The following is an 18976-nucleotide window of genomic DNA, read 5'->3' on the forward strand; positions in this document are numbered from 1 at the left end:
ACGACCGCGACCGCTCCGGAACACCGGGGGCGCCCCCGTGAGCGCCGGCGGCGACGACGCGGACGCAGAGGCGGATTCCGGGGCGCTGGACGGGTTTCGGCGACTCTTCGCGCTGGAGCGCGACGTGTTCGTGCTGTCGATCGCGATGTTCGCGTTCAGCTTGGGGTTCCAGATGACGAACCGGTACCTCCCGGAGTACATGGTCACGCTCGGGGCGTCCGGGTTCGTCGTCGGGCTCTTCGGCACGTTCGGCAACGTTATCTCGGCGATCTACCCGTACCCGGGCGGCGCCGTCTCGGACCGTATCGGCTCGCGGTACGCGCTCACCCTCTTCGGGCTGCTGTCGACGCTCGGCTTCCTCGTCTGGCTGGTCGCGCCCGGGGTCGGCCCGATCGCGGTGGGCGGACTCATCGTGGAGCCGTGGGTCTGGATCTTCGTCGGACTGGTCCTCGCGCAGGCGTGGAAGTCGTTCGGGCTCGGCGCGACGTTCGCCGTCGTGAAGCAGGCGACCGACCCCTCGCGACTGGCCGCCGGGTTCGCCAGCACGGAGACGTTCCGGCGGACGGCGTTCCTCGTCGGACCCGTGCTGGCCGCCGTCCTCATCGGACTCCGCACGGAGTTCACCGTCAGCTTCCAGTTCGTCCTCGCGGTCGCGGTCGCCTTCGGCGTCCTCGGCACGCTCGTCCAGCACGTCCTCTACGACGCGAGCGGCGACTCCTTCGGCGACTCGTTCGCGGGGCTCGACCGGGTCCGGCGCGACCTGCGGGAGATGCCGGCGCCGCTCCGGCCGCTGCTCGTCGGCGACACGCTCGTCCGGTTCGCGAACGGGATGGTGTACGTGTTCTTCGTCCTCGTCGTCACGCAGTTCTTCCAAGTCGGCCTCGACGCGACCGTCGCGCTGGGCGGGTTCGCGTACGACGTGGACCTCTCGCCGCAGGCGTTCTTCGGCTACCTTCTCGGCGTCGAGATGCTCGTCGCGCTGTTGATCATGGTCCCCGCTTCGCGGCTCGCGGAGCGCATCGGCCTCAAGCCGGTCGTCGCGGTCGGGTTCGCGGTGTACGCCCTCTTCCCGGTCGTACTGATCTACGCGCCGGCCCTCGCGGGGTCGGCGCTGCCACTGTCGGCCGTGATGATCGCCGTCTTCGCGTTCTCGGGGCTGCGGTTCGCGGGCCTGCCGTCGCACAAGGCGCTCATCGTCGGCCCGGCGGAGCAGGGGGCCGGCGGCCGCGTCACCGGGACGTACTACCTCCTCCGGAACACGGTCGTGATCCCGAGCGCGGCGGTCGGGGGGTACCTGTGGGACTTCGTCAGCCCCGAGGTCGCGTTCACCGTCGCGGCCGTCGTCGGGCTCGTCGGCACCGGCTACTTCCTCGCGTTCGGCAAGGAGTTCGAGGCGTACGCGTGAAGCGAGACGCCCCGGATCGGGAACCGGGCGCGGGCGGCCATCGACCCCGGCGCGGGCGGCCATCGACCCCGGCGCGGGCGACCACAGACCCCGGCGCCGGACCCCGCCCGGTGGCTCGGGTGGCCGGCTCGCGTAGGTTTATTGGAGCGGCGACGCTCGTCGATCCCATGCCGACACCGTACGGCGAGTGGCCGTCGCCGGTCGCCCCGGAGGACGTCGCCGCCGACGTCAGGTCGTTCGCGTCCGTCGAGACCGACGGAGACCACGTCTACTGGATCGAACGCCGCCCGTCCGAGGGCGGTCGCGGCGTCGTCTGTCGCGCCCCGGTCGACGACCGCGACGCCGATCCGACAGAAGTGACGTCGGAGGAACTCGACGTGCGCACGCTCGTCCACCAGTACGGGGGCGGCGACGTGCTCGTCGCGGACGGGACGGTGCTCGCGGCGAGCATGGACGACCAGCGGCTCTACCGACTGCCCGCGGACGGGAGCGCTGCCGGGGGCGACGCGGAACCGACCCCGGTCACGCCGGTGCCGCCGGAGCCGATGGCCCACCGTTACGCCGACATGCGGCTCGCTCCGGACGGGGAGACGGTCTATGCCGTCCGCGAGCGTCACGTCGGACCCGGCACCGACGAGGAGCCCCGGAACGAGCTGGTCCGCTTCCCGCTGTCACCCGACCCGGCTCCGGAGACCGGCATCTCGGACCCGGTCGTCGTCGCGGACGGGCACGACTTCTACGCGGCGCCGCGGCCGGCCCCGGGCGGGGACCGGATCGCGTACCTGCGGTGGGATCACCCGAACATGCCGTGGGATGGGACCGAACTCGTCGTCGGCGCGGTCAACGAGACGGGCGACATCCGCGACGAGCGCGTCGTCGCGGGCGGCGCCGACGAGTCGGTCGTCTCGCCGAAGTGGTCGCCCGACGGCGTCCTCCACGCGGCGGCCGACCCCACCGGCTGGTGGAACCTCTATCGGTTCCCGGTCGCGTCCGGGACCGAGGAGGGGGAGCGCGGCGCCGGCGTCGCGCTCCCGACGACATCGGACGCGGAGGTCCTCCGCGAGATGCCGGCGGCGTTCGGCGTGCCGATGTGGACCCTCGGCGTGTCGACGTTCGCGTTCCTCGGCGACGGGCGGATCGCCACGCTGGTCACCGAGGGCGGCGACCCGAGCCTGCGCCTGCTCGATCCGGAGACGGGCGACCTCGTCGACCCGGGCCTCCCGTACAGCTCCTTCCGTCCGGCCTCGGTCCGGTCCGACGGCGACCGTGTCGTCTTCGCCGGTCACCGGACGGACGCGCCGAGCGCGGTCGTCGCGTGGCGACCGGGGTCGGCGGGGACCGGAGCAACTCGGCTCCGCGAGTCGACGGAGGACGCGCTCGACGCCGCGTACGTCTCGGAGCCGGAGTCGATCGCCTTCCCGACCGGCGACGCGGTCGGCGCCGACGACGCGACCGCGTACGGCCACTACTACCCGCCCCACAACCCCGACGTCGAAGCGCCGGCCGACGCGGCGCCGCCGCTCCTCGTCAGGGTCCACGGCGGGCCGACGAGTCGGTCCGAGGCGTCGCTGTCGTCGACGGTCCAGTTCTGGACGACCCGCGGCGTCGGGGTGCTCACAGTGAACTACCGGGGGTCGACGGGGTACGGCCGCGCCTTCCGCGAGTCGCTGAAGGGGGAGTGGGGCGTCCGCGACGTCCTCGACTGCGTCAACGCCGCCCGGTACGCCGCCGACGAGGGGTTCGCCGACCCGGACCGGCTGGCGATCTCGGGCGGGAGCGCGGGCGGGTTCGCGGTACTCGCCGCGCTCGCGTTCCACGACACGTTCGACGCGGGCGCGAGCTACTACGGCGTCGCCGACCTCCGCGCGCTGGCGGCGGAGACCCACAAGTTCGAGTCGCGCTACCTCGACGGGCTCGTCGGCCCGCTCCCCGAGGCCGACGACGTCTACGAGGCGCGGTCGCCGGTCGCGCACGCCGAGGGGATCACCGCGCCGCTGCTGCTGTTACAGGGCGGCGAGGACGAGGTGGTCCCGCCCGCGCAGGCCGAGGCGATGATCGACGCCCTCGTCGCGAACGAGACGCCGTACGCGTACGTGGAGTTCCCGGAGGAGCGCCACGGGTTCCGCGACGCCGACAACGTCGCCCGGGCGCACGCCGCCGAACTCGCGTTCTACGGCGCGGCGTTCGACTTCGACCCGGCCGGCAGCGTCGCCGACCTCGACCTCCTCGTCGGCGAACGGCCGGAGTGAGTCGCCGGCGACGCCGGGATCAGTCGGCAGATTCGGACCGCTCCCCGTCGGCCCCTCGCTGGCGCTCGGGCAGCGGTCCGTCGTAGCCGTCCGGGACGTACGGGCAGAGCGGGTCGCTGTCGGTCGGATCGCCCGTGACGGCGTAGGCTCGCGACCGACTCCCGCCGCAGACGTGGCGGAACTCGCAGGCGCCGCACTTCCCCGAGAAGCCGTCCGGGTCGCGGAGCGACTCGAAGAGGTCGGCGTTCCGGTAGACATCGACGGCCGACCGCTCGCGGACGTTCCCCGCCGACTCGGGCAGGAACCCGGACGGGTACACCTCACCGGTGTGGCCGACGAACGCGAAGCCGCGCCCGGCCGTGATCCCGCCCCGTCGGTCGGCCCCCGCGTCGGCGCTGCCGGCCTCGGCGCGCTGGATCCCGACACGTCGGTAGAACGGGGCCTCAGTGGTCTTGACGCCGAACCGCTCCTCCTCCGACACCTCGTGGAGCCACGCCATCGCCGCCTCGGCGCGCTCGGGGGAGACCGGGTCGAGGACGCGGCCGCGACCCACCGGAACGAGGAAGAAGACGCTCCAGAGGACGGCGCCGAGGTCGCGGACGCGGTCGCGGATCGCGGGGAGGTCCTCGACCGTGTCCGCGCAGACGGTAGTGTTGATTTGGAGCTGGATCCCGGCGTCGCGGGCGGCGCGCGCGGCCGCGACGGTGTCCGCGAAGCTCTCCTCGCCGCGGAACGCGTCGTGGCGCTCGCGGGTCGACCCGTCGAGGCTGAGCGCCATGCGGGCGATCCCCGCGTCGCCGAGGTCGCTGACGCGCTCGGGCGTGAGCGACCGGGTTCCGCTCGGCGTGATCGTCATCCGGAGGCCGAGGTCGTCGCCGTGCGCGACCAGCTCCGTGAGGTCGTCGCGCGCGAGCGGGTCGCCCCCGGAGAGGACGACCAGCTGTCCGTCGCCGAACGCGGCGGCGTCCGCCAGCGGTCGCTTCCCCTCAGCGGTCGTCAGCTCGTCGGGGTGTCGCTGCGGCCGCGCGTTAGCCCGGCAGTGGCGGCACGCGAGCCCGCAGGCCTGCGTGACCTCCCAAACGAGGACCAGCGGCCGCCGGTCCGTGTCGAGGTCGTCGAACATCGCTCACGTCCGGCTACGACCCGGACCCGTTTGGGGTCGTTCCCGAACGTGTTCACCGGACGTAACGGCGAGCGACGGCGGGAGGGACGCGTCGGATCGACAACTGCGATGCGGGATTTAAATACACGTGAGCGACCCCGACAATCGATTATAGATGACAGAGTGGTCGGCGCGTGCCTGCGCGCGGCCGCCGCAGGCGGCCGCGAGGAGCACGCGCGAGGGAGTCGGCCGACCGAAGGGAGGGCGACGAGGCTGGGGAGGCGTGAGGCTGCGGCGCTGTGCGGTCGGGTGGGACTCAAAGGGGCAGTCGCCGGCGGCTTCGCCGCCTGCTGCCAGTGGCGCGTCGCGCCACGCTGCCGCGAGGGCGAAGCCTGACGACGCACGCACCGCAGTGAGTGGAGCGAACGAGCGAAGAGCGCAGCGAGCCATGCGAGCCGTCGCGGTCGGGATTTGTGTCATTCGTCGTTGGAATACCGCCATGGTTGTTCGTACTGTACTCGACTGAGCGAGCGATAACCCTGCTCACGAGCCCCGGGGTCTGGATCGCCTGTGCCGCGATTTGGACGGTTATGTCACTCTCACGCGTACTGGCGGATTCGAAGTAACTCAGGTCGCGTCGCCTTCGCCGGACCGCTCCCTCGCGTCGGTCTGGTCGCCCTCCCCCGCTCGCTCGTCCGAAACGGTCCACTCGCCCTCGCCCGACCAGACCGCCGTGACGACCGCGGTGGGCGCGTCGGTCCCGACCGCGGCGTAGGCGTACCAGCGGTCGTCGAGCCGCGGGAAGAGGGACTGCGGCGTTCGGTCGTTGTACTGGACCAACACGTCATGACCGCCGAGCGGCTCGGCGCGTTCGAGCGTCTCGCGCAAGGTTGCGGCGGCGCGAGGTCCCGCGCGTCGAGCCCTCCACCGCCGCCGACTCGTCGGGCTCGGAACTCATATCCGGTGGTACGGACCCGATCTCTGGGTCCGTTCCGCCGAACATGTTCCGACGCCGACCGCGGAGCCGAAGCTACTTCCACGCCGGCGTCGAAGCCTCCGGCATGGCACAGGCACGTCTCCGCGTGACGATCCCGGACGGTCCGTGGGTCGGCGAGGTCTCGCGTGAGTTCCCCGAGGCGCGGTTCCAGGTGTTGACCGCGACGCCGGACGACGGCGCGGGGTTCGCGCTGGTCCGGATCACCGCGGACGAAACGGACCCGATCCTCGACGCGATCGACGACCACGAGACGATCACCCACTCGTCGGTGATGGCCGCGGACGACGGGATGGTCACCGTTCAGGTCGAGGCGCTCGTCCCCCTGCTACAGACGGTCGCCCGCCGGGCGGGCGTCCCCATCGAGATGCCGGTCGAGATCCGCGACGGCGTCGCGCGCGTCGACGTGACGGGTAATCACGAGCGCGTCGCGGAGTTCGGCGACGCCCTCCGCGACGTGGGCGCGGCGTTCGAGGTCGAGTACGTCCAACAGCGGATCAACCCCGGCGGGTCGCTCACGGAGCGCCAGCGCGAGGTCCTCTTCGAGGCGGTCGACCGCGGCTACTACGACGTGCCCCGAGAGACGACGCTCACCGAGGTGGCTGACCATGTCGGCATCGCGAAGTCCACGTGTAGCGAGGTGCTCCAGCGCGTCGAGCGCACGATCGTCCGGGAGTTCGTCGACGACCTCCCGCGCCGCCCCCTCGACTTCGAATCGCCGGAGGAGGACGGTATCGAGCGGATCCAGTAGCGGCGATCGAAAAAGTCCGACCGGTCGCCGCGCCCGGTCTCGCCTCGCGCCAGAGCCGACGGCGACGGACCAACTGCCCCGCGACGGCGGCTTGGACCACGCACCACGCGACGAGCGACGCCGCCAGTGTGACCGTCGAGAGCCCGCTCCCGGCGAGGGCGACGGTGAACCCGCCGCCGTCGGTCGCCCCGAGCCCGCTCAACACGAACACCCGGAAGGGCTCGCCGGATTCGACAGCACCAGCGCCGACAGCGCGGCGTCCGGCGGCTCGGTCGCCGCGACGGTTCCGAGCGCGAGCAGGTCGTGGACCAGCACGAACCAGACCCGCACCAGCAGCGCCGCGCCGAGATCGGATTCGGCCTCCGGACGCGAGCGGTCAGCCCTTCAGGCGAGCCACAGCAGGCGCACGTTGCTCGCGGTGAGGTACGTCCCCGTGAGCGTGAGCAGCACCGGCGGGAAGTAGTAGAGGAGCCCGTCACCCTCACGCGCGCCCTCGACGCTGATCCAGAGCATCACGAGGTAGACGGCGATCTTCAGGGCGACGAGCCCGGAGAGCCCGAACGACTCCAGGGCGAACCGCACGACCGGGTTCGCCTCCTCGATCGTCGGGACGTACCGGAGGAAGGCGACGGTCGACACGATGTCGCCGACGCCGTACGTCGCCGTCGCCGCGATCCACAGCCAGTAGAACTCGTTGGGGCGCCGGCGGTAGGCGAGGCGACGCCGAGACCGATCGCGGGATCGAACCACGGGCGAAACTGTCGGGCGGCGAACGTGAATCTGCCGATCCGCTGGGGCCGGCGCGCGCTTTGCGGACGGAGACCGACCGGCGTCCGGCCGACTTAATAGGGATCGCGCCGTCTCGGCGGCCGTGACGGGGCCGTCGACCCGCGACGAGAAGCTGGAGCTCGGCGTCGAGCTGCTGGCGCACCTCGAACGCGAGGAGCTCGACCTCGCCGCGGCGGTCGACCGGATCGAGACGATCACGACGAGCCCGGCGCTCACCCGCGACATCCTCGACGCCGCGGAGAAGCGCGGCGTCATCGACCGCGAGGGCGCTCGGCTCCGGGTCAACACCGGCGGTGCCTACGTCGAGTACGAGCGCCAGGTCGTCGCGCGCGAGGGCGACTTCGAGTGTCGGCGCTGCGGCGCCTCGGTCTCGACGGGCCACTTCGTCGAACTTGACGCGGGCGAACTCGGCCCGTTCGGCTCCTCGTGCGTCCGCAAGGTTACGGGCCGCGAGTCGGAGTCGGCGTCGGACGCGGCGTGAGGGCGGCGCCGAGAGCGGCCTCCGGCCGGTCGAGCGTCCACCGCGCTCTCCCGCCGCCCGAGCGTCGACCGAACTCGCCGGAGTATTTACGTCCGCGCCCGAAGCGACGGTAATGACCGCGCCGAACCGGAACGCCCTGTGGGCGAACGCGCTCGTCGACGAGCTCGTCGCCGCGGGCGTCGACGCCGTCGTCGCCTCGCCGGGCAGCCGCTCGACGCCGCTGACCGTCGCCGCCGCGGGCCACGAGGATCTCCGCGTGTTCTCGCAGCTCGACGAGCGCTCCGCCGCGTACTTCGCGCTCGGGCGCGCCCGTCGGACCGGCCGCGTGACGCCGCTGATCTGTACCTCCGGCACCGCCGCCGCCAACTACCACCCGGCCGTGATGGAGGCGAGCGAGGCCCGCGTCCCGCTGCTCGCGCTCACCGCCGACCGGCCGCCCGAACTGCGCGACTCCGGCGCGAACCAGACCGCGGATCAAGAGAAGCTGTACGGCGACGCGGTTCGATTTTATAAAGACCTCCCGGAGCCGGCCGCAAACGATCGGGCCCTCCGGTCGCTGCGCACGACGGTCGCCCGCGCCGTCGCGACGGCAGAAGGGGCCGACCCGGGCCCGGTCCACCTCAACGTCCCGTTTAAGAAGCCGCTGGAGCCGACGCCGGTCCCGGGCGACGTGCCCGACGACCTGCCGGAGGCGGCCGAGCGCGGGCGCGACGGCCCCTACGTCGACGTGACTCACGGGGCCCCCGAACCGGGCGACGACAAACTCCGGGCGCTCGCGACCGCGCTCGGGGAGGCGGACCGCGGCCTGATCGTCGCCGGCCCCGCCGACCCGCCGGGGATCGACTCGGAGTCGGTCACGGCGCTCGCGCACGCCACCGGGTTCCCCGTGCTGGCCGACCCACTTTCCGGACTCCGGTACGGCGGTCACACGCGCGTCGCGCCCGTGATCGGCACCTACGACGCGTACCTCTCGGCCGACCTCGCGGACGGCGGAAGCGACGCGGGCGACGCCGCCGCGGCGGGCGACGCGTGGGCCGACCCCGACCTCGTCCTTCGGTTGGGTGCCTCGCCGACCTCCAAGCGGCTCCGGAAGTACCTCGCCGCGACCGGCGCCGACCAGTACCAGGTCGACCCCGCCGGCCGCTGGCGCGAGGCCGAGTTCGCCGCGACCGACCTCGTCGTCGCCGAGCCGAGCCGGTTCTGCGCCCGACTCTCGCGGCTCGTCGGCGGCGGGAGCGGAGACCAAGGCTGGCGCGCGCAGTGGGAGGAGGCCGACCGGGTCGCGGAAGCGGTTCACGCCCGCGAGGCCGACGCGCTTGACGGCGAGGGGGGCGGCGAGGAAGACGCGGAGCCCGCTGCCGACGAGGGTGACGCCGGGTTCCACGAAGGGGACGCGCTCCGCGCGGTCGCCGGGGCGCTCCCCGATCCGGCGACGCTGTTCGTCTCCAACTCGATGCCCGTCCGCGACCTCGACCGGTTCGTCGGGCCGACGACCGCGAACGTCACCGCGCTCGGTAACCGCGGCGTCTCCGGCATCGACGGGATCGTCTCCAGCGCGCTCGGCGCGGGGAGCGGGACGACCGACGACCTCACGCTCGTCGTCGGCGACCTCGCCCTCTACCACGACTCGAACGGCCTGCTCGCGGTCGACCGGTGCGACGTCGACGTCACGGTCGTCGCGGTCAACAACGACGGCGGCGGCATCTTCCACAAGCTCCCGATCGAGGAGTTCGAGCCGCCGTTCACCGAGTCGTTCAAGACGCCGCACGGCCTCGACTTCGGGTCGCTTGCGGAGCTCCACGGCCTCGAACACGTCCGGATCGATGCCCGGCCCGACGCGCACGCCGACCGCGGCGACACCCCTGCGGAGCGCGCGGATGTCGTCGGTGAGGACCTCGCCGCCGCCGTCAGCCGGGCCCACGAGGCGACGGGCTCGCACCTGATCGAGGTCGACACGGACGCGGAGGCCAGCCACCGGACGCGCGAGCGCTTGGCGGCCGCGGTCGACGCCGCGGTCCACGGCGGCGCGGCGGGCGAGGCGGACGAGTAGGGTCAGGGGCGCGTCGAGATCGGCCCGTCGCCGCGGCTCTCGCCGAGCGCGACCCCGGCGTACGCGACGACCGCGAACTGGATCCCGACGCCGAGGCTCGCGCCGAGGGCGAAGACGGCGGTGGCGACCGGGCCGCGCTCCGGACCGAGGTACCAGAGGACGGCGGCCGAGCCGAGCAGGAACGCGGCGGTCGCGCTCGCGCCCGTCGCCAGCGCGGTCGACGCCGCGGAGGCGTCCGCGTCGCGCAGTCCTGCGAGGAAAGCGACGCCGAACAGGAGCCCGTACACCAGCAAAAACGCCGTGAACCGGGCGCTCAGGAGGTACGTCGAGAGCGCCTCGGTCGACGGCAGCGAGACCGACGACTCGAGCAGTATCGGCGCGAGGCGCCTGATGCCGCTGACCGCGAGCGCGACGACCGCGGCGACGACGGGGGGGAGGGCTGCCGTGCGCATGCCCGAGAGGCGACGCCGAGTTCACTTATAAAATCCGATTCGAGGGGGTATCGGGCCCGACGAAGCTCATAAGCCTCGGCTTCGCGTACCGCTCGGCGTGCAGGTCGTCGGCTACGAGACGGATGTCGCGCGCGACTCGGCCGAGCCGGGGGCGGACGGCGCTCAGACGGTCGAGACGAGCGGCCCGATCGGCGGCGGACTCTACGTCGCGAGCGGCGGGAGCGTCGAGTACGTGGACGCGAGCCCGGGCACCGAACTCGCGTTCGGGCTCGGCGAGCGCCGCTGCGCGGGAACGGTCCACGATGGCGACCACGTCGCCTGCGACGCCGCGGACGCACCGTACTGCGACGACCACTCGGGGGTCTGGGTGTGTGCCCGGTGTACCGGGACGTGTCTGAAAGACGAGATGGACTGCCACGAGACGCACGCGATGTACCTCGCGGCGTTCGCGCCGGACGTACTGAAGATCGGCGTCACCCGCGAGTGGCGGCTCGGGACCCGCCTCCGGGAGCAGGGCGCGGACCGCGCGGCCCACATCCGGACGTTCCCGAACGGCCGGATCGCGCGCGAGGTCGAGGCGGAACTGGCCGCTGGGGACAACCTCGTCGACCGCGTCCGCGTCCCGACGAAGCTCGACGGGTTCGGGCGCGCGGTCGACGAGGCGGCGTGGGAGGCGCTCCTCGACCGGTTCGACCCGATCGCGCGGTTCGACTTCGACTACGGGCTCGGCCTCGACGACCGGCCCGTCGCCGAGACGATGGCGGCGGGGACCGTCCGCGGCTGGAAGGGGCGGGTGATCGTACTCGACCGCGGCGGCTCCACGTACGCCGTCGACGCGCGCGACCTCGTCGGCTACGAGCTGACCGACGCCGTCCCGGAGCGCGAACTCCAGTCCAGCCTCGGGGCGTTCGGCGGATGACGGGCGGCGCTCTCGCGGTCCTCTTCGGCGACCCGTTCGCGGTGATGAACACGGTCGGGCTCGTCGCGTTCGCGCTGGTCGGCGCGAGCAAGGCGGTCCGCGAGGAGTTCGACCTCTTCGGCGTCGCCGTCGTCGGGCTGGCGATGGCGTTCGCCGGCGGCGTCACCCGCGACCTCCTCGTCGCGCGCGTCCCCCTCGCGCTGCGCTCGCCGACGGAGATACTCCTAGGGCTGATCGGCGTCGCCCTCGCCGTCGGGCTGAGCGCGTGGCTCGCCTCGCCCGACGAGCACCCGGTGACGGTCGTCGCGGACGCGGTCGGGCTCGCCGCGTTCGCCACCGCCGGCGCCATCGTCGCGACGGACGCCGGGGTGTCCGCGTTCGGCGTCGTCGCCGTCGCGACGATAAACGCCGTCGGCGGCGGCGCGCTCGCCGACATCCTCCTCGACCGCTCGCCGTTCATCCTCTTCGAAGACTTCTACGCGAGCTGCGCCGTGTTGGGCGGCGCGACGTACTGGGCCGTCGGCACGCTCGGCGGGCCCGCGGGACTGGCCGCTGCGGCGTGCGCGGCGGTGACGGTCGGCCTCCGACTCGTCGCCGTCGCCCGCGGCTGGCGGCTCCCGACAGCGAAGCGGTTCGGCGATCGCTTCGCCGACTGATCGATTCGGGGGGCGGGCCGCACAACGGGCCGAGCCCGAAGCGATCCGCCCCCTCAGCGTCCGAGCCCGTCGACCGAGACGACGCGGCGGACGCCGAGGTACGCCGCCGCGGCGATGGCGGCGTACGCAACCACGAGGACGCCCGTCGTCGCGCTCGCGCTGTCGATCGCCAATCTGGCGACCGCGTTCGCGGGGCCGCCCGCCATCGCCGTCGCGCCGCCGAACAGCACGAGGACCGCGACCGAGTAGAGCAGCTGCGCCGCCCGCCGGTCGGGCGCGACCGCCGCGATGCCCACCGCGACGGCGACGACCAGCGTCGTCAGCGCGGTCATCAGCGCCAAGATCGGGCCGACGTTCGCGACCGCGGTGCCGTTCGCCTCCAACAGCAGGAGCCACAGCAGCGCCTGCGCGGGGGCGATCCCGATCGCCGCGGCCGCCTTCCCGTCGACGATCTCGGCGAGCGTCACGGGCGCGACCCGGAGCAGCTCCATGGTCCCTTGATCCAACTCCTCGGTGATCGAGTCGACGACGAGCGAGCCCGAGATGAACACCGGGAGGAAGACTAAGAGCGGGATCAACACGGTGTAAGTGAATGTGAAGTACGGGCTAGTGTCGCTCCGGTCGGGCAGGGGCAGCGGCGACTCCTCTAGGTACGAGGCGCGGCGCTCACGCTCGTTCAGCTCGTAGGTTCGCAGCAGCTCGCGCAGCTGTACCACGATCACGGTCGTCTCAACGGTGGCGTCCGGGGCGGTGACGGCGGCGGACACCCGTCCCGACTCCGTGCGAGTCGCGACCACCACCGCGTCGGCCGCGTTCCGCTCGAAGGCGCTTCGCGCGGCGTCAGCGTCGTCGTAGGGCGTGACCGAGGCGCCGGGGACCTCGCTCGCGGCGCGCTCTAGGTCGTCGACCGCGTCGCCCGCGGCCGCGACTTCGATCTGCGCGCCGTCGAGCGCGCCCGGGTCGTACATCGAGACGAGCCCGACGACGAGGAACGACGAGAACGCGGCGATGAACAGCTGGATCCCGATCGCCAACAGGATCGTCTTCTCGGCGCGGAGCCCCGCGAGCTCCCGGCCGGCGATCGTCACGCGGCTATCCAAGGCTCACCACCCCGACGTTGTACGCGGCGTGCCCCAGCGTGGCCAGCGTCAGCGCCAGGGCGTAGGCGGTCCGGCCCCTCCTCGCGCCGAGGCTGGCCGCGCTCGTCGCGGTCACGTGGAGGACGAGCGGGGCGAAGAACAGCGCCACGAGCGCGATCGGCGGCAGCCCGGAGAGCCCGGCCACGTCGGCGAACGCGGCGCGGCCGAGGAAGAGCTCGGTGAGCCCGACCGCTTGGACGACCGCCGTGGCCTTCTCCGCGAGGAAGAAGCCGGTCCCGGACGCGACGCCGACTGCGAGCGCGACGCGGTCGCTCCGCTCGAAGACGCCGCGCTCGAACCCGGCGTACAGGGCGACGCTCTTCGCGACCTCCTCGATGAACGCGATCGTCACGAGCAACACCGGGATCGACACGGTGACTGGCAGCGCGAACAGCACCGCGACGGCCAGAAGCTCCGCGACGAACACGAAGGGAATCGTACAGGCGGTGAGGAACGCGACCGAACCGAGCGCGCGGAGCCGCTCGCGGTCGAAGAGCGCGCCCCCGACGCCGCCGGGTCCGCCGCCGGTCCGCACCGCCGAGAGCCGGACCGCGAGCGCGTCGAGGAATTTCCGCGTCACGGGCTTCTGGGAGAACATGTCCTCCTCGCGGTAGACGCCGAGCCCGAGGCCGAAAAGCAGAGTCGCCCCGACCGCCATCGGCGCGGTCGAAAAGAGAACTTGGCCCGCCGACACCGCCTCGCCCTGAAGGTCGAAGACAACGAGGGTCAGTGGCGAGACGAGCGCGACGGGCGTCACGTTCGTGAAGATGGCCGGGACGAACGCGTAGGTCGTCAGGAGGACGCTCACGCCAACCGTGACGAAGGTGAGTTCCTTGAACGACCGCGCGAACATCGCGCCGACGAAGGTGGCCCCGAGGAACGTCGCCGCGACGGGCGCCACCGCCACCACGGAGAGCGGTCCGCCGCCGATCACGAGCGCGATGAGGGTCGTGACGACCGCGGCGGCCGCCGCGTACGGAAGCGTCTTGCCCGCGACGATCTCCGCCGGCGCGAGCGGCGTGACGAGCAGTGGTTCTCCGCGACGGTTCGTCCGCTCGTCGAGGATAGAGGAGCCGTACGCCTGTATCAGGAAGTTCATCGGTACGAGGAAGGCGAACGCCAAGAGCAGCGAGGTGAACGGGAACGGCGGCGTGATCGAGGCGGGCGAACCGGTCGTGTCCGCGCCGAACGCCCCGCCGCCGATCGACGGGATCGCGAAGCCGCCCTCCCCGTCCGATCCCGTCTCGCCGCCATCAGAGCCCGGGTCGGCGGTTCCGCCCGCTCCCAAGTCGGGAGCGGACCCGCCGCCGGACTCCCCGTCGGTCGACGCGTCTCCGGAGGAACCGTCGCCCGAGTCGGCCCCACCGGAGTCGCCGGCGGAGTCCGCGTCCGACCCGGAACCGCTCGTCTCCGTGCCGTCGCCCTCCGTTCCGCCGTCGGCCGCGGTGCCGCCGTCGTCCCCGTCGCTCGCGCTGCCGCCGCCCGGATCGCCCGTCCGACTGCCGTCGCTCCCGCCGAGCGTCGCGCCGTCGTCGAACCCGGTCGTCCTGCCGACGTACCGGAGCGTAACGGTGACCGGGAACGCCGCGGTCCGGTTCGGCTCGGCGCGCAGCAGCCGCTCGTTGTGCGCCTCGACCGCCTCGCGAACCGACGCGGCGGCCGCCTCGCCCTTCCGCGTGTCGGTCGCGCGGACGACGACCGAGTCGACGTCCGCCGGATCGATCGCCCCGTCGTCGACGGAACCGGGCCGCACCACGGTCACCACCACCGCGTCGGCGGAGTCGCCGAGCGACGCGGTCTCGGCCGGGACCGGTCGCAGCGACGCTTCCTCCTCGATCGCCTCCGCGTACGGCGAGCCGGCGTCGACGCCGACCCGGTACACGTCTTGGTCGACGTCGAGGCCGGCGACGCCGGTGGCCACGCCGACCCCGACGACGCCGCCGGCGACGAGAAGCAGGGCGACGCCCGCGGCGAGCGTCCGGCGGTCGACGCCGCCGGACGCCCGCGCCGACTCCCACTTGGCGACGCGAAGCACTCGGCGGCCGGCGACGGCGAGCCGTCGACCGAGGCGACGCAGCCGGTCGGTCACTCGGTGGCCTCCGTCGCGGTCGCCGCCGTCTCCCGCTCTGTTCCGTCGGTCGATCGGTCGTTTTCCGGCCCGTCAGGCTCTTGCCCGTCGACCTCGCCGTCGTCGAGCCCGTCGCCGGTGTAGCGGCCGGGCATCGGCCGGCCGACGATGTCGAGGAACACGTCCTCCAAGCTCGGCTCGCGGCTCCGGATGTCGACGACCTCGCCGCCGGCGTCGGCGGCGGCCTCGCGGACGGCCGCGACCGCGTCCATGCTCGGGACCGCCGTGCGGTACCGGTCGCCGACCTCCTCGGGCGTCGCGTCGAGGTCGTCGAGGGGCGGCGTCGCGGTCGGCTCGACGTCAGTGAACACGCGGTAGGTCGTCTCGCCGTGTCGCTCGCGGATCCCGTCGACGCTCCCGCGGGCGACGATCCGCCCCTCGTTCATCACCACGACGCGGTCGCAGACCGACTCGACGTGGTAGAGGTTGTGCGCGGAGAAGACGACGGTCTTCCCCGTCTCGCGGAGTTCGCGGGTGAACGCCAGCACAGAGTTGGTCGTCACCGGGTCGAGCCCGGACGCGGGCTCGTCGTACACCAGCACGTCCGGGTCGTTGACCAGCGAGCGCGCGATTGCGACCTTGCGTTTCATTCCCTTCGAGACGTCGCCGAGGCGACGCTCCCGGTGGTCGAGTTCCAGCCGGTCGAGCGCGGCCTCGATCCGCTCGTCGGCGACCTCTCGGGGCACGTCGTAGAGGTCGGCGAAGAAGCGGAGGTACGACCGCGCGGTCATCTCCTCGTACAGCGGCGAATCCTCGGGCAGGAACCCGAGGTGGCGACGCATCTCGGGGTCCGAGGCGTCGAACCCGGCGACGGTCACCTCGCCGTCGGTCGGTTCGACGAGACCGGCGATCACCTTCAGCGTCGTCGTCTTGCCGGCCCCGTTCGGGCCGACGATCCCGAACACCTCGCCGTCGTCGACGGAGAAGTCGCTGTCGACGACGGCCGCGAAGTCACCGTAGGTCTTCCGCAGCCCCGACACCTCGATCATGCCTGCGCCTCCGCCGGCGCGTGGGTTAAAGCCACGCCCGCGGTTATCGGCCCCGAGAACGCGGCGACGGCGAGGACACCGGAGGGCGAGCGAGCGCGACGAACGACGGTCGGCCGAGCCCCCGACTCCGTTCGGTAGTCGATCGCTCCGTCCGGTAGTCCGTCACTCCGTGTAAGGTTTCTCGACGTTCCCGTCGCCGCTGATGTACGCGTTCATCCGACGGGTGATCCCGTCGAACAGCGTACTGAGCGGCGAGAGGACGCGCTCGACGAGTCGGATCGGCGACGAAGGCCGGGACGGGCCGGCCCGACGAGAGAAAACGGTCGACTCGCGCTACTCTTCTTCTTCTTCCTCGACCGGTCCTCGCCCTCGTTCCCAGACCGCGTCCGCGGAGGTGTCGTTCGGTGCTGTGTGCGAGACGTCTTTCATGGTGTCGCGATTGCTTGCCATATTGACTCCCAATACCCCGGACCTCTGTATTAACCCTTCGTGGAAAGAGATAATGAGTCCTCATACCATATAAGGTATTAATATGGCTCTGTGCCACGATAGCGCAAAAAGTGGACGAATTGCGTATTGCCTCTGTTTTATGCCCCAGGTATCGGATGTGTGTTCGGATCTGAGCGGAGGATCACAGCGATGAGGGACGCCGCCGCCGGAGGACGCGACGTGTTGGGAGATTCCGATCGCGACAGCGAAACCGCGGTGGTCCGAGAGGGGACGACGCTCGCGGTCGGCCGCGACATCGACGCCCCGCCTGAGCGGACCGCGACGGCGCTCCGCGACACGCGACGGTGGCCCGACTGGAGCCCGTCCGTGGGGGGCGTGGAGAGCACCGATCGGTACGTCGAGACCGGGACGACCGGACGGGTCCGGGTCGCGGACGCTTGGGTTCCGTTCCGGGTGACGGCCGCGACGCGCCTCCGCTGGGACTGGCGGGTCGCCGGGGTTCCGGCCACGGGCCACCGGGTCGACCGCTATCCGGAGGATCCGGGTCGGTGTCGAGCGGTGATCGAAGTCCCGCTCGTCGCGGCCCCGTACGTCCCCGTCTGCCGACGCGCGCTCGACAAGTTCGCGGCGCTCGTCGAGGGAAGGTGATCCGGGCGGCGCCCGTGCCTCAGTTCTCGTAACCCGCTTCGAAGGGGTCGATGACCTCGCCGCCGGGCTCGTCCTCGTCGCGGGTGACTCCCGGCCCTCGCGTCGCGAGTTCGAAGACGAGCCCGTCGGGGTCGGTGAAGTAGACGCTCTTGAAGTAGGTCCGGTCTTTCACCTCGGAGACGCGGACATCGTGGGCCTCGAGGTGTTCCCTCCACTCGCGGAGCGTCGCCTCGTCCTCGACGCCGAACGCGAAGTGGTGGCTCGCGCCCGGGCCGGGCGTCCCCTGCGAGTTCGGGTACTCGAAGTAGGTGACGTTGGTGCCCGGCTCGCCCTCCGGAGTCGACGAGAAGTAGTAGTGCGGCGTCCCGGGGTCGTCGTAGTTCTGCGTCCGCTTGACCGTGTGCCAGCCGAGCACGTCCTCGTAGAACGCCGCGGTCTCCTCGATGTCGGTACAGATGTTCGTGACGTGGTGGAGTCCCGTCGTCGGCGGCGCGTCGGTCATGGTCCGCGTGATCGGTCGTCGGGAGAGTAGTTAGTCGTACTGGGGGTTCGAAACGCGGATACGCCAGTCGCCGGACGATTCGGTTGGGGGTCGGCTCGGTCAGTCGGTTCGAACGGCGCTCAGAACAGCCCGACGCCGACCGCGTACGGCCACGCGGCCCCGCCGACGGCGAGCAACGCCAGCGCGGCGCCGGCGCCGTAGACGTTCTTCAGGAAGCTCGTCATCTCATTCTGCCGCTCTTCGGGGTCGTCCACCGACCAGAAGTCGTGCATCGTCACGGCGGAGACGAGGAGGAAGAACGCGAGCGAGCCCCCGGAGAGGACCGGGAACGCGCCCGCGGCGACGGCGAGTCCGCCGAGGACGAGGACGGCGCCCGAGGCGATCACCGAGAACTGCGGCGCGGGGAGGCCCTTGAACTCGGCGTAGCCGGCCATCGTCTCGAGGTCGGTGAAGTGGTTGAGCCCCATGAACGCGAGCGTCGCGCCGAACAGGATCCGGCCGAGCAGGAAGAGTTCGCCCGCGAGGGGTGTGTCGAACTGGAGCGGTAACGTCGCGGTTTCAGCTAACATCGTGTAACCTGCTATACGGACGTAACCTATTTATCGTTTCCCGGACAATAGAGTTAGTAGGTAACACCGATGTCATCACAGGACCTTTCCGCGGCGGAGTCGGCGGAGACGGCGGATTCGGGGGCTGAAGCGGCTGGCGAGGCGACGGCGCCCGAGACCCCATGCCCCGTCATCGACTCCATCGAACAGATCGGCTCGCAGTGGCGGCTCGTCGTCCTCCACGAGCTGTTGAACGGCGAGGCGCGGTTCAACGAGCTCAAGCGCGAGACCGACGCGAACGCCCGGACGCTCTCGCGCGTGCTCGACGACCTCCAAGAGACGGGCTTCGTCGACCGCCGGTTAGAGGAGGACGCGCCGGTGGCGACGTACTACAGCCTGACCGCGAAAGGCGAGTCGCTCGCCCCCGTCTTCGAGGAGATCGACGAGTGGGCCCAGGAGTGGCTCGCCGAGTGCGACGCGTAAGCGTGCGTTAGCAGGAGTGGATTTCGTTTATAAACAGACATCCGTTCCCAGGCTGTTTGTTTATAAACTACCAACAGCGAATCGTCGATGAAGGCCTCCAAAGCCCCAGCCGCGAGGGCGGCGCACGCTCGCTGCGCTCCTCGGTCGCTCGCTGCGCTCCTCGGTCGCTCGCTCCCTGCGGTGCTTGCGTCGCCTGCGCTGCCCTCGCGACTGCCCCTTTGAGTCCCGCCCCGTACAGCAC

19 protein-coding genes and 1 pseudogene are annotated in these 18976 nt (G+C 71.8%); 9 read left to right on the forward strand and 11 right to left on the reverse strand.

Features of this window, described 5'->3' with window-relative positions; all coding sequences use genetic code 11:
• The first annotated feature begins 37 nt into the window (after nt 1-37).
• Both EO776_RS07095 and EO776_RS07100 read left to right on the forward strand, forming a co-directional pair.
• Nucleotides 38-1405 (forward strand): MFS transporter, encoded by a 1368-nt coding sequence (locus tag EO776_RS07095; RefSeq protein ID WP_094519495.1) that lies wholly within the window; start codon nt 38-40, stop codon nt 1403-1405.
• A gap of 167 nt (nt 1406-1572) precedes the next feature.
• Nucleotides 1573-3654 carry a S9 family peptidase gene (locus tag EO776_RS07100; protein ID WP_094519496.1) on the forward strand — a complete coding sequence of 694 codons (2082 nt, stop codon included), beginning with the start codon at nt 1573-1575 and terminating at the stop codon, nt 3652-3654.
• A gap of 19 nt (nt 3655-3673) precedes the next feature.
• Here EO776_RS07100 and EO776_RS07105 read toward each other — a convergent pair whose 3' ends face one another.
• Complete coding sequence (locus tag EO776_RS07105; RefSeq protein WP_100050433.1) at nt 3674-4777, reverse strand: TIGR04053 family radical SAM/SPASM domain-containing protein; 1104 nt, start codon at nt 4775-4777, stop codon at nt 3674-3676.
• Nucleotides 4778-5383: 606 nt separating this feature from the next.
• Nucleotides 5384-5644, reverse strand: a complete 261-nt coding sequence (locus EO776_RS07110) for a hypothetical protein (RefSeq protein WP_241897874.1) — start codon at nt 5642-5644, stop codon at nt 5384-5386.
• Between the two features lie 173 nt (nt 5645-5817).
• Between EO776_RS07110 and EO776_RS07115 the strand changes: the two genes are divergently transcribed.
• Entirely contained in the window at nt 5818-6501 is a 684-nt protein-coding gene (locus tag EO776_RS07115; RefSeq protein ID WP_394296309.1) for a helix-turn-helix domain-containing protein, read from the forward strand.
• A 198-nt stretch (nt 6502-6699) separates the two neighbouring features.
• Here the strand turns inward: EO776_RS07115 and EO776_RS19610 are convergent, their stop codons facing one another.
• Both EO776_RS19610 and EO776_RS07125 read right to left on the reverse strand, forming a co-directional pair.
• Entirely contained in the window at nt 6700-6831 is a 132-nt protein-coding gene (locus EO776_RS19610) for a hypothetical protein (protein WP_254921850.1), read from the reverse strand.
• 54 nt (nt 6832-6885) lie between these two features.
• Complete coding sequence (locus EO776_RS07125; protein WP_049929663.1) at nt 6886-7251, reverse strand: hypothetical protein; 366 nt, start codon at nt 7249-7251, stop codon at nt 6886-6888.
• Nucleotides 7252-7372: 121 nt separating this feature from the next.
• Between EO776_RS07125 and EO776_RS07130 the strand changes: the two genes are divergently transcribed.
• On the forward strand, nt 7373-7771 hold the full coding sequence (locus EO776_RS07130; protein ID WP_049929662.1) for a DUF5830 family protein: 399 nt from the start codon (nt 7373-7375) through the stop codon (nt 7769-7771).
• Nucleotides 7772-7883: 112 nt separating this feature from the next.
• Nucleotides 7884-9821, forward strand: coding sequence for a 2-succinyl-5-enolpyruvyl-6-hydroxy-3-cyclohexene-1-carboxylic-acid synthase (gene menD, locus EO776_RS07135; protein WP_094519365.1), 1938 nt, complete (start codon nt 7884-7886; stop codon nt 9819-9821).
• A gap of 2 nt (nt 9822-9823) precedes the next feature.
• On the opposite strand, the gene EO776_RS07140 is transcribed toward menD, so the two are convergent.
• Nucleotides 9824-10273 carry a hypothetical protein gene (locus tag EO776_RS07140; protein ID WP_049929660.1) on the reverse strand — a complete coding sequence of 150 codons (450 nt, stop codon included), beginning with the start codon at nt 10271-10273 and terminating at the stop codon, nt 9824-9826.
• Between the two features lie 97 nt (nt 10274-10370).
• Here EO776_RS07140 and EO776_RS07145 point away from each other — a divergent pair, with 97 nt between their 5' ends.
• Both EO776_RS07145 and EO776_RS07150 read left to right on the forward strand, forming a co-directional pair.
• Complete coding sequence (locus EO776_RS07145) at nt 10371-11192, forward strand: DUF2797 domain-containing protein (RefSeq protein WP_176454909.1); 822 nt, start codon at nt 10371-10373, stop codon at nt 11190-11192.
• Complete coding sequence (locus EO776_RS07150; RefSeq protein WP_049929659.1) at nt 11189-11848, forward strand: trimeric intracellular cation channel family protein; 660 nt, start codon at nt 11189-11191, stop codon at nt 11846-11848. Before EO776_RS07145 ends, EO776_RS07150 begins: the two co-directional genes overlap by 4 nt.
• Nucleotides 11849-11901: 53 nt before the next feature.
• On the opposite strand, the gene EO776_RS07155 is transcribed toward EO776_RS07150, so the two are convergent.
• The 4 genes and pseudogenes from EO776_RS07155 to EO776_RS19885 all read right to left on the reverse strand — a co-directional run.
• The gene (locus tag EO776_RS07155) at nt 11902-12948 is read right to left on the reverse strand and encodes an ABC transporter permease (RefSeq protein WP_094494654.1); all 1047 of its coding nucleotides are present in this window, start codon (nt 12946-12948) and stop codon (nt 11902-11904) included.
• Complete coding sequence (locus EO776_RS07160) at nt 12941-15076, reverse strand: PrsW family intramembrane metalloprotease (RefSeq protein WP_100050434.1); 2136 nt, start codon at nt 15074-15076, stop codon at nt 12941-12943. Before EO776_RS07160 ends, EO776_RS07155 begins: the two co-directional genes overlap by 8 nt.
• Nucleotides 15073-16104 (reverse strand): ABC transporter ATP-binding protein, encoded by a 1032-nt coding sequence (locus EO776_RS07165; protein ID WP_089307692.1) that lies wholly within the window; start codon nt 16102-16104, stop codon nt 15073-15075. Before EO776_RS07165 ends, EO776_RS07160 begins: the two co-directional genes overlap by 4 nt.
• A gap of 162 nt (nt 16105-16266) precedes the next feature.
• Nucleotides 16267-16398: pseudogene (locus EO776_RS19885) on the reverse strand (CNNM domain-containing protein); the annotation flags it as partial.
• A gap of 345 nt (nt 16399-16743) precedes the next feature.
• Here EO776_RS19885 and EO776_RS07170 point away from each other — a divergent pair.
• The gene (locus EO776_RS07170; protein ID WP_094519363.1) at nt 16744-17202 is read left to right on the forward strand and encodes an SRPBCC family protein; all 459 of its coding nucleotides are present in this window, start codon (nt 16744-16746) and stop codon (nt 17200-17202) included.
• A 19-nt stretch (nt 17203-17221) separates the two neighbouring features.
• On the opposite strand, the gene EO776_RS07175 is transcribed toward EO776_RS07170, so the two are convergent.
• Both EO776_RS07175 and EO776_RS07180 read right to left on the reverse strand, forming a co-directional pair.
• Nucleotides 17222-17704, reverse strand: a complete 483-nt coding sequence (locus tag EO776_RS07175; RefSeq protein ID WP_086216626.1) for a VOC family protein — start codon at nt 17702-17704, stop codon at nt 17222-17224.
• Nucleotides 17705-17823: 119 nt separating this feature from the next.
• Entirely contained in the window at nt 17824-18273 is a 450-nt protein-coding gene (locus tag EO776_RS07180; RefSeq protein ID WP_094519362.1) for a DoxX family protein, read from the reverse strand.
• Between the two features lie 69 nt (nt 18274-18342).
• On the opposite strand from EO776_RS07180, the gene EO776_RS07185 reads away from it, so the two are divergent.
• Nucleotides 18343-18735, forward strand: coding sequence for a winged helix-turn-helix transcriptional regulator (locus tag EO776_RS07185; protein WP_089307691.1), 393 nt, complete (start codon nt 18343-18345; stop codon nt 18733-18735).
• Nucleotides 18736-18976: the final 241 nt, after the last annotated feature.

Origin of the sequence: Halorubrum ezzemoulense (genome assembly GCF_004126515.1) — an archaeon.
In the GTDB taxonomy this organism is placed as follows: domain Archaea; phylum Halobacteriota; class Halobacteria; order Halobacteriales; family Haloferacaceae; genus Halorubrum; species Halorubrum ezzemoulense.